We start from the raw sequence: 12,824 nt of genomic DNA, 5'->3' as shown, positions 1-12,824 counted from the left end.
GTCAGAACCCCTGCTTGTCGAGGTAGTGCGTCAGCGCCTCGGCCGCATCGAGGTTACGCGGTCCGCTGACGGCCTGGCCATAGTCAAGGACGTGAATCCGGTTGTTGCGCACGGCCTTTGACGTCTTCAACGGCGACTGGTTCTTGAGGTAAGCGAGCTTCCGGGTGAGCGGCTCCTTGTCGTAGTCCACGACGACGATCACGTCCGGCTCGGTCTTGACGACCGACTCCCATCCCATGACGTCCCATCGAGCGTCCAACGAGGCAGCCGCGTTTCGCCCGCCGGCGAGGGTGATGATGTCGTTCGGTGCCGTACGCCGGCCGGCCGTGTAGGGCTCGCTCGTCCCGGAGTCGTAGACGAAGACCGTGGGCGGTTTCGTACGTGCCGGCCGGGCCTGCAGCGCGCGTTGCCGCTTCTGCAGCCCATCGACGACCTCCTTCGCCTTGCCCTCGACGCCGAAGACGTCGCCGAGGTTGGTGAGGTCTCGATAGGTGGCATCGAGTGCGAGCAGGCCAGACGTCGTACCCCTGGTCTTGGCCTTGTCGTAGGAGAAGCACGTCTCCTCCTGTAGATATGACCGAATCCCCAGCTTGGACAACGAATCTGGCGTGATCCCACGCTCGGGGCTGAAGCCGGCCTGCCATCCGGCGAAGACCCAGTCCGACTTCGCCGAGACGACCTGTTCCTGGCTCAGCACGTCCGTGCCGATGGTGTCGACGGCCGCGTAGTCCTTCGCATAGGTCGAGGACTTCGCCACGCTCTTCACGCTGGCAGGCAGAACGATGCCACGCATCCGGTCGGACAGGCCGAGGGCGAACATCTTCTCGATCGCGGAGACGTCGTACGCGACCGGCGCCTTGGGCGGCGAGTACGACTGGGAGACACCGCAGTTCGTGACCTTGGACGGTGCGGTGGTCGACTCGGAACGATCGACCTCTGCACCGCACGCGGTGACGCTGACGGGAACGAGAGCTAGCGCCAAGAGGCGGCTAGGACGGGACATGGGCTTGCCTTTCATCAGGTGACACCTGCAGGTCAGGTGTGAAGAGGAGCTGGGGCCGGCCGGACTCGGGGTGGCTGACGAGGTCGGGGCGGATGCCGTAGACGCGTTCGATGAGCGCGGGCTGAAGGACGGTGCCGGGATCGCCGCAGGCGACCACTCGGCCGTGCTGCATCACGGCGATCTGGTCGCAGATCGAGACGGCCAGGTTGAGGTCGTGGAGTGCCACGAGCACGGTGCGTGCGGAGGCGGCGATACGCGCCACGACACGCAGCTGGTGGCGCAGGTCGAGGTGGTTGGTCGGCTCGTCGAGCACGAGGACGGGCGTCGCTTGAGCCAGCGCCCGCGCGATCATGACGCGCTGCCGCTCGCCTCCAGAGAGGGTCAGCACGCTGCGCCCGGCCAGGTCGCTGACCTCTGTGAGCTCCATGGCCTCGCGGATGACCGCGTCGTCCGTGTCGGCATGGCGAGGATGCGGATGGCGACCGAGCGAGACGACCTCGCGCACGGTGAAGTCGAGCTCGAGCGACTCCTGCTGCGCGAGGGCGGCGACCGCGCGAGCGTGATCGAGCAGCGACCGGGCGCCGACCTCGACGTCGTCGACCAGTACCGCACCGGTGCTGGGTTGCAGCTCCCGATAGAGGGCGCGCAGCAGGGTCGACTTGCCGCTGCCGTTGGGGCCGACGACCCCGAGCGTCGATCCTGACGGCACGTCGATCGTGACGTCCTCGACGAGTCGGCGGCCGCTGACGTCCAGCGAAACGCCCTCGATGCGTACGTTCACTGGCTGCCGCCGAACGTGTAGCCGCGGCGCCGGATGAGGTGCAGGAACACGGGTACGCCGATCGCCGCCGTCACGACGCCGAGCGGCAGCTCACGCGGGGGCACCAGCACGCGGGAGAAGAGGTCGACCCAGACGAGGAAGACGGCGCCGACGAGAGGTGCGAGCAGGAGAACGGCACGGTGCCGCGGACCCACGAGCAGTCGTACGACGTGCGGCACCACGAGTCCGACGAACCCGACCGCGCCACTGACCGCGACGAACGCACCGGTCCCGACCGCGGTGAGCACGAACAGCTGGCGACGTAGGCGGTCGCAGTCGACACCACTGCTCAGCGCCGTCGCATCGCCGAGTGCCATGACGTCGAGATCGTCGGCGTGCCGCATCAACCAGGCGATGACGACGACGAGCGCACCGGCAGCGATCGGGACCGCGGACCAGGTGGCGCCGCCGAGGCTGCCCATCATCCAGAACATCACCGTCCGGGCGGCGTCACCTCGGGGCTCGACGAAGACGATCAGGCTCATGAGCGACTGGAAGCCGTACGCCAGGACGACTCCCGTGAGCACCAGCCGCATCGGTGACATGCCACCGGATCCACGCGCGCAGACGTGCACGGCGGCCGCCGCCACCAAGGCGCCGACGAAGGCCGCGACCGACAAGGCGTACATCCCGAGACTGGCGAACGCCCCGAGCGCGACCACGGCGCTGGCGCCAACCGACGCCCCGCTCGAGACGCCGAGGATGAACGGGTCGGCCAACGCGTTGCGCACCATCGCCTGCGTGGCCACCCCGAGCACGCCCAGACCGGCGCCGACGATCGCGGCGAGCAGGACGCGAGGAGTGCGGATGTCCCACACCACCGTGTAGTTCGTGACATCGGTGGCGTCGATGCTCCCGCCGGTCAAACCCGCCAGGAGGTGCCGCACTGTCTCGCCGATCGGCAGGGATGTCGCGCCGGCCGCGATCGCGAATCCCGTTGACAGCACAAGGAGTACGACCAACGCGCCGACCGTGGACCAGCGACTGACGCCGGACTCCAGCGGGCGGCGCGGCTCGGCTGCGACGACGGCGTTCACAGAAGAGAACGATAACGATTCTCAAATCGAGCGCAAGTCGAGCGTCGCCGGTCGAGCTCACCTCGCTGGCCCACCACCGCTGGTCGAGTAGCCGGAGCGCTAGCCCACCACCGCTGGTCGAGTAGCCGGAGCGCTAGCTGTTGCGGGTCATGAGGTTGGTGACACGGCCGGCGGGTTAAGGACGGGCAGGTCCCTGCGGCGACAGGATGAAGGTGTCTAGCCGTTCATCACGTCGAGTCAGCCGAAGGAACCTGCCCTATGCCTCACGGTAGTGCCGCCCTGTCGTTCGAGGGCCGCCGTCGTCTTGTCCGCCGCTGTCAGCACCGGCCGATCGCGCACGTCGCGGCCGAGGCCGCGGTCTCTCGTCAGTGCCTGTCCAAGTGGTACGCCCGCTGGCGGCGCCACGGCGACGCTGGCCTGCACGACCGGACCAGCCGCCCCGAGCACTCACCGACCGCTACACCCAAGGCGGTCATCGAGCAGATCATCGAGCTACGCAAACGCAAGTGGTCCGCGCGCCGGATCCATCTCGAGCTGGCCCAGGAAGGCACCGACGTCGCGGTCTGCACGATCAGCCGGATCCTGGTCCGATACGGCCTGAATCGTCTACGCCACCTCGACGTCGATGGCGAACCACTACGAGCACCGGGAAAGATCATCGCTCGCTACCCCGGTCACATGACCCACCTGGATGTGAAGAAGGTCGGACGCATCCCCGACGGCGGCGGCTGGCGAGCTCACGGCAAGCACTCACCCCAGGCCAAGGCCTCTGACCGGGCCCGTAAGAAGGGCCAACGGATCGGGTACACCTACCTGCACTCGGCCGTGGACGGCTTCTCCCGGCTGGCCTACACCGAGGCCCACGACGATGAGAAGGCTGCCACCGCCATCGGGTTCATGTTCCGCGCCCGGGTGTTCTTCACCGCGCACGGCATCACCCGCTTCACCCGCATCGTGACCGACAACGGCGCCTGCTACCGCGCGCATGACTTCACCCGCGCCGTGCACTCCTTCGCCGCCAAGCACCAACGGACCAAACCCTTCACGCCTAAGCACAACGGCAAGGTCGAGCGCTACCAACAGACCCTGGCCCGCGAGCTCCTGTACGCCGCCGTGTTCGAGTCCGAGCAGCACCGCCGCGATCGGCTTCGGGTGTGGCAGGTCCACTACAACTACCATCGGCCCCACACCGCCGCCGGAGACCAGCCACCAGCCTCACGCCTCCCAGCCCGTGTCACCAACCTCATGCGCAGCAACAGCTAGCGGAGGCGTATCGAGACTGTGAGGCTCGTGTCGCGGCCTTGTTGGTGCTGGGCTGTGGTTGGTGGCCGCGGGTGTGACCCGTATCGAGACTGGCTTGGTGCCTTTGCCTGGACTTGTCCGCTCGTGGTTGCCGACCCCGGCCCGGTCGGAGTTGCTGGCCTGATCAGGAGCTTGACCATCGAGCGTTAGCGGCGCGCGATGTGTCCCATCACAGTCCTGCCGACTCTCCGATCCGGACCGGAGCACGTCCCGTTCCGACAAAGGAGAGAACGCATGACCAGTCTGACTGATGTGGTCGATGTCGTCATCGGCGTCGATACTCACGTGGCCACCCACAGCGCGGCTGCTGTTGATGCTCGCACCGGTGGTGTGCGGGGTGAGATCACGGTGGAGGCCACCGCGGCCGGTTACGCCCGCCTGGTGGCGTTCGCCGACGAGCACGCAGTGCTGCGGGCTTGGGCGATCGAGGGCACCAGCAGCCATGGCGCCGGCCTGACGCGGCTGCTGAGCGGCCGGCAGGAGATGGTGGTCGAGCTGGACCGCCCTCAACGCGCCCAGCGCCGAGGCGGTGCCAAGTCCGACCCGCTGGACGCGGTCCGCGCGGCCCGAGAAGCGATGGCCCGACCCCGGCTAGGCACCCCACGAGCCAGCGGCGACCGGCAGGCACTGTCGGTGCTGCTGGCCGCGCGACGCTCCGCGGTCAACGCCTCCACCGACGCCCAACGTCAGCTGTTCGCGCTGGTCATCGCCGCCCCTGAACCCATCCGAGCCCGGTTCCGCGGGCAACGGCTGCCCGCGATGATCGCCACCGCGGCAGCCCTACGCGTGCGCACCGCAGCGGACACCGAGACCACCACCACGATCACCGCACTACGGGCCCTGGCACGCCGCGCCCGCACCCTGGCCGCTGAAGCCGAGCAGCACCAAAAAGCAATCCTGGCGATCGTCACCTCCTGGCGACCAGACCTGCTGACCCAGTCCGGCATCGGACCGATCGTGGCCGCGACCATCCTGTGCGCCTGGTCCCACAACGGACGCATCCACTCCGAGGCAGCCTTCGCGATGATCGCCGGCACTGCGCCGATCCCCGCCAGCAGCGGTCAGATCACCCGGCACCGACTCAACCGATACGGCGACCGCCAGCTCAACCGGGCCTTGCACACCATCGCCCTCACCCGGATCCGCTACGACCAGAACACCCGCGACTACGTCGCCCGCCGCACCAGCGAAGGCAAGACCAGACGCGAGATCACCCGCTGCCTCAAGCGCTACATCGCCCGAGACATCTACCGACTTCTCCAACACCCCGCAACCACTTGACGACCCATAGGAGCGTCCAGGTGCGCGCGGTCACCAGGTCTCGATACGGCTCGCCCTTGGAGGCTCGCCTACTCGACCGGCGGTAGGGCCTCGGCGTGTCGCGACTCGGCTGGTGTGGGGTCTGTGGAGAAGCGCAACCTTGTTGTAGATCTGTACAACAAGGTTGTCCTTCTCCGCGAACGATCACCCCTGGTCGAGCAGGCAACCACCGCTGGTCGAGTAGCCGGAGCGCCAGCGGAGGCGTATCGACCCCGTGCGTCGCAGGGAGACTCAGCCCACGCGGTCACCGGGTCTCGATACGGCTCGCCCTTGGGGGCTCGCCTACTCGACCAGCGGCGATGGCTGGTGCTCGACCGGCGAGCGCCGCGCCGCCGCGCTGGATCTCGAACGCATCGCAGTCGCAGCTCAGGTAACGCACGACGCCCTCACTGGTGCGGTGCGACGAGGCGACCCGCCACAGATGCGGGCCGCGCGAGACTGGGCATTGCTCCATACCCCTCAGCGTGATGTCATGGTCCTATGCGTGTAAACCCTTACGGCGAAGAACCGGTACGCCTCGCCGTTCGACTGGTCGACCGGCCCCCTACGACGGGGGCTGAGCTCGCCCGCATCTGCAACGACGCCGGCATGATCGTCGACTGGACCGTGACTGATCAGGAGCTCGCCGACACCCTGCGGTTCCTCGACGAGTGGCAGGCGCTCGCGGATGTGGTCGACGAGCAGGACCGGGCACGCGTGCTGAACGAGAGCCTCGCCACCTACGCCACCCACCCCAGCCTCACCGACCACGACGGCGGTTGGCACCTGCACTATCGGCCCAACGGGCTGAGCCTCGACCTCGTCCTGCGCAGCATGATCAGCGTTGCGACCGCACTGCATCTGGTGACCCGCGGCATGCACCGACTCGGCCGTTGCGCGGAGCCGCATTGCACTCGAGTCTTCGCGGACTTCACGCGGCCTGGCACGCAGCGCTACTGCTCACCGCGGTGCGCGAACCGAGACGCCGTACGCCGCCATCGCAAGCGCGCCGTCGCCCCGCTGGTCGAGTAGGCGAGCCCCTTCCGCTGGTCGAGTAGGCGAGCCCCTTCCGCTGGTCGAGTAGGCGAGCCCCCAAGGGCGAGCCGTATCGAGACCCGGTGACCGCGTGCACCTGGTCTCGATACGCCTCCGCTAGCGCTCCGGCTACTCGACCAGCGGGTTTATTGACTACTCGACCAGCGAGTGCAGCGGGTGGCCGTCGAGGCGGCGGGTCATCTGTACGTCGTCGCGGTCTCCGAAGCTGAAGCGCAGCCCTCCGGGAACGCGACCGGTCTCCACGTAGCCGCACGACTCGTAGAACGCACCCAGCCCGGTGCCGCCGCGATAGGCGATCTCGACGAGCTCCCGGCCGGCCTCGCGCGCCTCAACATGAAGCGCTGCCAACAGGATTCGGCCGAAGTTGTGCCCCTGGCGGTCCGGGTCGACCATGACGCGGAGCAGCGTGGTGCGGTGCGCGATCTTGCTGTCCGCCGGCAAGGTCAGGAAGCCGAAGCCCAGCAGCCGTCCGTGCGCGGACGGGTCGCTCCAGGTGGCGGCGGTCGGTTCGGCGATCCGCACGACCTGCGCCTCGCCGGCAGCACACGCAGCCAGGTGAACATCCAGCACGGCACGCACGTCGTCCAGTGGCGCACCCGCCTCGAACCCAACCGCTCCACCAGCAGAGTTGACCCGGTCCCACAGACTCACGACCTCGTCGTACGCCGGAGTCGCCTTCTCGACCGGACCGGACAGGGCGACGGGGCTGAGCATGACGCGTTCGCTCGGGTCGCGCTCTTCGGAGGCCTCCGGCGGCCAGTCGCTCACGTCGATGCAGCCCGCTCGCTCACCCGTACGGACGGAGGGGATGTTGCGCCTCGCCACCCGGCAGACCACAGGGATGTCTGGGATCCACTCGGCAGCGAAAGCCGTTGCAGCGGAAGCGATCTCGCGACCGTAGCCCTTGCCTCGAGCGCTCGGGTCCAGGCGGTAGGACACGTTGAGGTAGTCGCCACCTTGAGGGCGTACGACGTGGCGCACCCCGCCGACACCGACCAGCGTGCCGTTGTCTGAGGCGGCCCAATAGGAGACGCCGCGCTCGTTCCAAGCCGTCACCCACGACGCAACAAGATCGCGCGCCGCATCCGGCCCGGGCGGCGACTCGTTCATCAGCGCGTAGCCCTCAGGGTCGGTGAACCAGCGCAGCACCTCCGGCCGCTCGACGTCCTCCGCGACCAGACGTCGAAGCTGCAGGTGAGCGGTTCGAGGCTCGGTGACGTGCGCGGGTGGGCGAGAAGACATGGTCCCGAGCGTAAGCAGTTGAACCGGTAAGGAGTAACCACCTACCAAGGACGACGATGCGGGGTTACCGTCTGATGGGGGCACACGGGGAGGCGGCTTCGGGCCGCCCAGATAAGGGGAAAGACGAACATGCGCAAAACCAGGGGACTCATCGCGGCGTTCGCACTGACGCTCGCCGCAGGTATCACCTCGACAGGGGCCGCAGATGCGGCGCCGCACGGCAGCGGCGGCGCGGGAGGGCGGCTGCTCTACATCGACCTGACCGGCTCGACCAACGGGGTCGGCGCGCTCAAGAGCTCGACGCCGAGCGGTCAGGGCGTCCAGGACTTCGGCCGGCAGCTGCCGTGGTACTCCTCACCGTCGTACTCACCCGATGGCACTCGAATCGCCTTCGTAGGCGGCGATATTGGGTTCTCCGTCATGGTGATGAACGCTGACGGCACGGGCGACCAGTGGCTGATTGACGGGCCGTCGGTGCCGTCCTACCCACGATGGGCACCGGATGGTCAGTCGGTCGCTTACCAGTTCGACGGCATCGGCCGGATCGGCCTCGACGGCAGCCGCAGCACGCTCTCGCCGTCGGAGGACAACGACCTCGCGGCCTCCTGGTCGCCCTCGGGCACCAGGCTCGCGACCGCGTCGCCGAGAGACATCGAGACGCCCTGGCCCGACGACTCGACCGGCAAGATCCGGATCCGTTCGGGTGACGGCCAGGTCGTACGCCGGACCATTCCTCTCCCCGGCGCTGTCCGGGTCGCGTGGAGCCCTGACGGACGACAGATCGCAGCGGAGGCGCGGGGCGACCTCTACCTGATCAACCCCAACACGGGCTCGGTGCGACAGGTGACCGCCACTCCCGACGTCCAGGAGTCGGATCCCACCTGGTCGCCGGATGGCACCAAGCTGGCGTACGCCGTTGAGCCAGGCAGCAGCTCGGACACCGGACCTACGGCCGCGTCGAAGATCTGGACCATGGACCGCGGTGGACGGCACCAGCACAGCACCGGGATCAACGGCGTCCCGACCAGCTGGAAGGCGGCTGACTGACCGGCTCAGACGCCGGCGCGTTGCACGGAACGAAGGCTGGCAGCGAGCAGCTCGTCGAGGTTGCTGCCTTCGTGGGCGGGGTCGACCACCAGGTCGGCCCCGTCCGGCACGTGGTTGCTCAGGCCCACGCCGAGCAGTGGTCCATGCGCTGTGCGGTCGTCCCACGAGTCGAGGGTCGGCTCGGCGAGTCGCACCAGGTGAGCCGAGCCCGCCGCGCACGCTGACAGGTGCTTGTCCAGCTCGACCGGCGCCGCGGGGGCCGAGTGGCGGCCGACCGCCTGGCCTGCCTGACCGGACGGCCGGGTGCGGTTCCAGAGACGGGCGAGGTCGTCGTACGCCGGGCTCCCCGGCTCGACCGGCTCGGTGAGGACGTCGGGTCCGCGCAGCAGCCGCGAAGGCGGTTGGTCCTCGGGGTCGGAGGGCTCGCGCCACTCGCCGATGTCGCGCATGCCCGCTCGCAGAGCGGTGTGCAGGGAAGGCTCGTTGCGCGGGTTGATCCGGCAGGCGACGTGCATCCCGGGAAGCCACTCGTACGCGAAAATCGCTGCGGCTGCTGCGATCTCGGTTGCCAGGTGCTCTCCGCGAGCGGCCGGATCAAGCCGGTAGTAGAGGTTGTTGTACGGCTCGCCGCCCGGTCCGCTCACCTTGCGGATCCCGCCGATGCCAACGAGCTGACCTGAGTCGCGACGCTCGGCCAACCAGTAGCCGTACCCGTCGCGATCCCACGCCTCCACCCATCGGCCGAAGATCTCGCGAGCGTCCGCCTCGCTGTAGGGCTCTTCGTTCATCAGTGCGTAGCCCTCGGCGTCGACGTGCCACCGCAGCACGTCCGGCCGGTCGAGGTCCCCCTGGCGAATGCGGCGCAGGCGGAGGTGTGGGGTGAGCGGCTCGGTAGCGTGGGCAGGCGGACGCGAGGTGGCCATGGTCTTGAGACTAGGTCGCCTATGCGCCTTCTCCGCACCGGTGGTGCGGAGAAAACGACCCAACGTGTTGCCCGCGCCCGCCGAGAGGCAAATCGAACGATCGAGAGGCGTACCTGGCAGGTGTACCTCTCAGTGGAGCGGTATGCCTCTCGGCGGAGATCAGGGATCGACGTCGCGACGGCCACCCATCCACGCTGAATCCGTACCTCTGTCGACGCGCGCCTGAGACGATGTCGGGAACGCCATGACCGAAGGGGCTCAGATCATGACGAACGAGGCGACCGCCGAGACGGCCGAGGGCAACGCGCAGGGGGCGGGCGCGTACGGCAAGGATGTCCGACTCGGAGGCTTGGTGACCATGCTGCTGTTGGACATCGGCCTGCCCGTCGTGGGCTACTACGTCGCGCGCTCGGCGGGGATGAGCACATTCAACTCGCTGCTCGTGGCCACGGGTGTCGCCGGAGTCCGTCTGCTGTGGGTGATGTGGCGTACCAAGGAGATTGACGCGTTCGCCGCCTTCATGCTGTTCATCTTCGCGGCCGGGACAGCAGCATCGTTCCTGACCGGCGACCCGCGTTTCATGCTGCTCAAGAACGCCGCCGTCACCTTCGTCGCCGGTGTCGTCTTCCTCGGTTCGTGCGTGTGGGGCAAACCCCTGACGTACGCCGTCGCGCGCCGCCTCGCCGGCGACCAGGAGTCGAAGGCTGAGCTGGCGCAAGGGTGGGCGGAGTCACGGGACTTTCGGCGCAAGTTCGTCCAGCTGGCCGCGATGTGGGGACTCGGCCTCATCGCCGAGGCCGTCATCCGCATCGTCATCATCTACGCCACGTCCGTGGACGTGGCTGTCGCGGCCTCGGTCGCCGTGCAGGTCCTGGCACTCGCCGTGATGACCGCAGTCACGATCGTCGCGATCCGCCAGGCACGCCAGCAGGCCGTCGCGTCTGCCGCGTGACGGAGGTAGTGGCTGTGACGGACTATGACGTGCTTGCCGACGTCTACGAATGGCTCATCTCGGAGGCAAAGCTGCCTCCAGCCGAGTTCGTTGCGACGTTCGATGACGTCCTCAGTCTCCTGCCGCCGAACGCTCACGTCCTCGACTGTTCGTGCGGAACCGGACAGTTGGCAGTTGGCCTCGCCGGTCGTGGCATGCAGGTTGTCGCAACTGACGCCAGCGAAGCGATGGTTCGTCGGACTGCAGAGTTGTCTGAGGAGTTCGGGGCATCCGTCCGGGCCGTGCGGGCGAACTGGGAAGAGTTGCCCGACCATTTCGAGGACGACACGTTCGACATGGTGTTCTGCGTTGGCAACTCGCTTCACCATGCCGCGGGCGCGACAGGGAGGCGTGCTGCTCTGGAGTCGATGGCACGACTGCTGCGCCCTGGCGGGCGCTTGGTACTCACATCCCGCACCTGGGAACTCGTGAGAGCCAGAGGTCCCCGGCTGGACATCAGTGACCGACTCGTCCGCCGGAACGGTCGCGATGCCGTCGTGGTCTACCGCTGGGACATTGCGCCGCAGTGGGAGGAGGAGCACCACATCGAGATTGCGATCGCGCAGCTTGATGCGACTGGGTCGGTTCTTGTCCGCTCGGAGCTGCTGTCCTGCTGGCCCTACCGGCACGAGGAGCTCGAAGTCGAGCTCCACCAGGTCGGACTCCGGACGGACGTGAGCACGTTCGATCTTGAGGCCGAGAACTACAGGGTGGTCGCGACCAAGGTCTAGACACGGGGCTTTCAGACGGGGTCGTCCCACGGTCCGGGCAGGCGCACTTGTACATCTAGCCTCTTTTTGTACAGTGGTGTGGATCACACACGCCAACTGGACGGGCAGGCACCCCATGGGACTCCTTGATCTCGGCAGCAAGCCGCTCAACGCCGCTCGTCGGACGGGTGGCGCAGTCGCCCACCTCGTTCGGGGGCACGAGGTCGAGCCAGCCGCGGACTACGGGTTCTTCGGGCCCGACTCAGTCGCGTGGAAGGTCTGGGCCTACCCCACATCGCTCATGGTCGGCTTCTCCAGAGCGGTCACGGTGGAGGAGCTCGATCCGCTGCTGGTCGCCTCGGTGGATCACAGCGGCCAGGTGAAGCAGCGCCCCTACCTGCGCTACGACCGCACGCTGCAGTACTTCGCGACGGTGATGTTCGCGGACGCCGAGACGGTGCTGAAGTCGTCCGAGATCCTGATGAAGATCCACTCTCGTGCGATCGGCATCGACCCGGAGACCGGGCAGCAGTACGACGCCAACGACCCCGAGTCGCAGCTGTGGATCCACCTGACCGCCTGGCACTCGATCCTCTACGCCTACGAGGTCTACGGACCGGGCCGGCTGTCGGCCGAGGAGGAGGCGCGCTACTGGGAGGACTGTGCGGTCGCGGCGGAGTTCCAGACCATAGATCCCGACTCCGTGCCCCGCACCCGCGAGGGCATCCGTCAGTACTTCGAGGACTACCGCCCGCAGCTGATCGGCTCCGAGGTCGCACAGGACATGTTCCAGTTCCTGGCCAACGGTGCGCTGTACGCCGTGCCACCGTCGACGCCCGACCCGATCGCGTGGCTGGTCAACGCCGTCGTCAGCCGGGCGGTCATCGCGACGCTCCCGAAGTGGATGCGCGAGATGGGTGGCACACCGCAGAGTCGCGTCGTCGACATCGCGGCGGTCACCGTCGCCAAGCCTGCCCATCGAGTCGTCGGCTCCAGCGCCACGCTCGAGCGTCTGCTCATCGGGTTCCTGTCACCGAAGACGGCCGCGATCGTCGACCCTGTGCTGGCGAACGTGCCGGCGATCAATCCGCGCACCTACACGCCGGCCGAGGCCCGCAAGGCGTTCGGTCACTCACAGACGCCCCGGGAGATCTACGCCGACATCCTCGCCGAGCGCGAGCACCAGGCGGGACCCAAGCCGTACGCCGAGCACCACCACGACTCGGTCGTCGAGTTCGCCGCGCCGACCGCTTCATAACCAAGACTTCATAACCCAAAGACCCGGGGCGGGCAGGAAGCCGCCACACCGGCCTGACTCGGTGTGGCGGCCTTTCCTGTCCTCCGTCCACACAGCGGGAAGGTCTGTGGGAACGGGCCCGGCTCGCAGCGGGAAG

Annotated in this window: 13 protein-coding genes; 7 read left to right on the top strand and 6 right to left on the bottom strand. The window is 67.9% G+C overall.

Translation table 11 applies throughout. The annotated features are described in order from the left end of the window. Position 1: 1 nt before the first annotated feature. Genes VV02_RS00930 through VV02_RS00920 form a run of 3 tightly spaced genes read right to left on the bottom strand, consistent with a single transcriptional unit; the run spans position 2 to position 2,860 of the window. Positions 2 to 1,018 carry an ABC transporter substrate-binding protein gene (locus tag VV02_RS00930; protein WP_245632964.1) on the bottom strand — a complete coding sequence of 339 codons (1,017 nt, stop codon included), beginning with the start codon at positions 1,016 to 1,018 and terminating at the stop codon, positions 2 to 4. Continuing rightward, positions 990 to 1,784: an ABC transporter ATP-binding protein gene (locus VV02_RS00925; protein ID WP_052589308.1), complete on the bottom strand. Its 795-nt coding sequence runs from the start codon at positions 1,782 to 1,784 to the stop codon at positions 990 to 992. The genes VV02_RS00930 and VV02_RS00925 overlap by 29 nt, the downstream gene beginning before the upstream one ends. After that, the gene (locus VV02_RS00920) at positions 1,781 to 2,860 is read right to left on the bottom strand and encodes a FecCD family ABC transporter permease (RefSeq protein ID WP_245632963.1); all 1,080 of its coding nucleotides are present in this window, start codon (positions 2,858 to 2,860) and stop codon (positions 1,781 to 1,783) included. The genes VV02_RS00925 and VV02_RS00920 overlap by 4 nt, the downstream gene beginning before the upstream one ends. A gap of 258 nt (positions 2,861 to 3,118) precedes the next feature. On the opposite strand from VV02_RS00920, the gene VV02_RS00915 reads away from it, so the two are divergent. Both VV02_RS00915 and VV02_RS00910 read left to right on the top strand, forming a co-directional pair. Further along, positions 3,119 to 4,123: an IS481 family transposase gene (locus tag VV02_RS00915; RefSeq protein ID WP_052589307.1), complete on the top strand. Its 1,005-nt coding sequence runs from the start codon at positions 3,119 to 3,121 to the stop codon at positions 4,121 to 4,123. Positions 4,124 to 4,396: 273 nt separating this feature from the next. Next, entirely contained in the window at positions 4,397 to 5,443 is a 1,047-nt protein-coding gene (locus VV02_RS00910) for an IS110 family RNA-guided transposase (RefSeq protein WP_052589306.1), read from the top strand. 283 nt (positions 5,444 to 5,726) lie between these two features. Here the strand turns inward: VV02_RS00910 and VV02_RS26250 are convergent, their stop codons facing one another. Beyond that, on the bottom strand, positions 5,727 to 5,936 hold the full coding sequence (locus VV02_RS26250; RefSeq protein WP_157063207.1) for a hypothetical protein: 210 nt from the start codon (positions 5,934 to 5,936) through the stop codon (positions 5,727 to 5,729). A 26-nt stretch (positions 5,937 to 5,962) separates the two neighbouring features. Here VV02_RS26250 and VV02_RS00905 point away from each other — a divergent pair, with 26 nt between their 5' ends. Then, the gene (locus VV02_RS00905; RefSeq protein WP_052589305.1) at positions 5,963 to 6,493 is read left to right on the top strand and encodes a CGNR zinc finger domain-containing protein; all 531 of its coding nucleotides are present in this window, start codon (positions 5,963 to 5,965) and stop codon (positions 6,491 to 6,493) included. A gap of 156 nt (positions 6,494 to 6,649) precedes the next feature. On the opposite strand, the gene VV02_RS00900 is transcribed toward VV02_RS00905, so the two are convergent. Further along, entirely contained in the window at positions 6,650 to 7,759 is a 1,110-nt protein-coding gene (locus tag VV02_RS00900) for a GNAT family N-acetyltransferase (protein WP_052589304.1), read from the bottom strand. 129 nt (positions 7,760 to 7,888) lie between these two features. Between VV02_RS00900 and VV02_RS00895 the strand changes: the two genes are divergently transcribed. After that, complete coding sequence (locus VV02_RS00895) at positions 7,889 to 8,806, top strand: PD40 domain-containing protein (RefSeq protein WP_052589303.1); 918 nt, start codon at positions 7,889 to 7,891, stop codon at positions 8,804 to 8,806. Between the two features lie 5 nt (positions 8,807 to 8,811). Here the strand turns inward: VV02_RS00895 and VV02_RS00890 are convergent, their stop codons facing one another. Further along, positions 8,812 to 9,729, bottom strand: coding sequence for a GNAT family N-acetyltransferase (locus VV02_RS00890; protein WP_052589302.1), 918 nt, complete (start codon positions 9,727 to 9,729; stop codon positions 8,812 to 8,814). Positions 9,730 to 9,973: 244 nt separating this feature from the next. Between VV02_RS00890 and VV02_RS00885 the strand changes: the two genes are divergently transcribed. The 3 genes from VV02_RS00885 to VV02_RS00875 all read left to right on the top strand — a co-directional run bounded on the left by VV02_RS00885 (position 9,974) and on the right by VV02_RS00875 (position 12,688). Beyond that, positions 9,974 to 10,681 carry a VC0807 family protein gene (locus VV02_RS00885; RefSeq protein WP_052589301.1) on the top strand — a complete coding sequence of 236 codons (708 nt, stop codon included), beginning with the start codon at positions 9,974 to 9,976 and terminating at the stop codon, positions 10,679 to 10,681. A gap of 14 nt (positions 10,682 to 10,695) precedes the next feature. Continuing rightward, entirely contained in the window at positions 10,696 to 11,451 is a 756-nt protein-coding gene (locus VV02_RS00880) for a class I SAM-dependent methyltransferase (protein ID WP_052596372.1), read from the top strand. Positions 11,452 to 11,566: 115 nt separating this feature from the next. Then, on the top strand, positions 11,567 to 12,688 hold the full coding sequence (locus VV02_RS00875; protein WP_052589300.1) for an oxygenase MpaB family protein: 1,122 nt from the start codon (positions 11,567 to 11,569) through the stop codon (positions 12,686 to 12,688). Positions 12,689 to 12,824 lie beyond the last annotated feature (136 nt).

The sequence above is a fragment of the Luteipulveratus mongoliensis genome (assembly GCF_001190945.1).
GTDB classification, from domain to species: domain Bacteria; phylum Actinomycetota; class Actinomycetes; order Actinomycetales; family Dermatophilaceae; genus Luteipulveratus; species Luteipulveratus mongoliensis.
The sequence above is the reverse complement of the archived record's forward strand: the minus strand, read 5'-3'. Positions and strand labels throughout refer to the sequence as shown.

Excerpts from the sequence above, each read along its gene's own strand:
- VV02_RS00930 (WP_245632964.1), bottom strand. The coding sequence starts at position 1,018 with ATGAAAGGCAAGCCCATGTCCCGTCCTAGCCGCCTCTTGGCGCTAGCT.
- VV02_RS00915 (WP_052589307.1), top strand. The coding sequence starts at position 3,119 with ATGCCTCACGGTAGTGCCGCCCTGTCGTTCGAGGGCCGCCGTCGTCTT.
- VV02_RS00910 (WP_052589306.1), top strand. The coding sequence starts at position 4,397 with ATGACCAGTCTGACTGATGTGGTCGATGTCGTCATCGGCGTCGATACT.
- VV02_RS26250 (WP_157063207.1), bottom strand. The coding sequence starts at position 5,936 with ATGGAGCAATGCCCAGTCTCGCGCGGCCCGCATCTGTGGCGGGTCGCC.
- VV02_RS00905 (WP_052589305.1), top strand. The coding sequence starts at position 5,963 with ATGCGTGTAAACCCTTACGGCGAAGAACCGGTACGCCTCGCCGTTCGA.
- VV02_RS00900 (WP_052589304.1), bottom strand. The coding sequence starts at position 7,759 with ATGTCTTCTCGCCCACCCGCGCACGTCACCGAGCCTCGAACCGCTCAC.
- VV02_RS00895 (WP_052589303.1), top strand. The coding sequence starts at position 7,889 with ATGCGCAAAACCAGGGGACTCATCGCGGCGTTCGCACTGACGCTCGCC.
- VV02_RS00890 (WP_052589302.1), bottom strand. The coding sequence starts at position 9,729 with ATGGCCACCTCGCGTCCGCCTGCCCACGCTACCGAGCCGCTCACCCCA.
- VV02_RS00885 (WP_052589301.1), top strand. The coding sequence starts at position 9,974 with ATGACCGAAGGGGCTCAGATCATGACGAACGAGGCGACCGCCGAGACG.
- VV02_RS00875 (WP_052589300.1), top strand. The coding sequence starts at position 11,567 with ATGGGACTCCTTGATCTCGGCAGCAAGCCGCTCAACGCCGCTCGTCGG.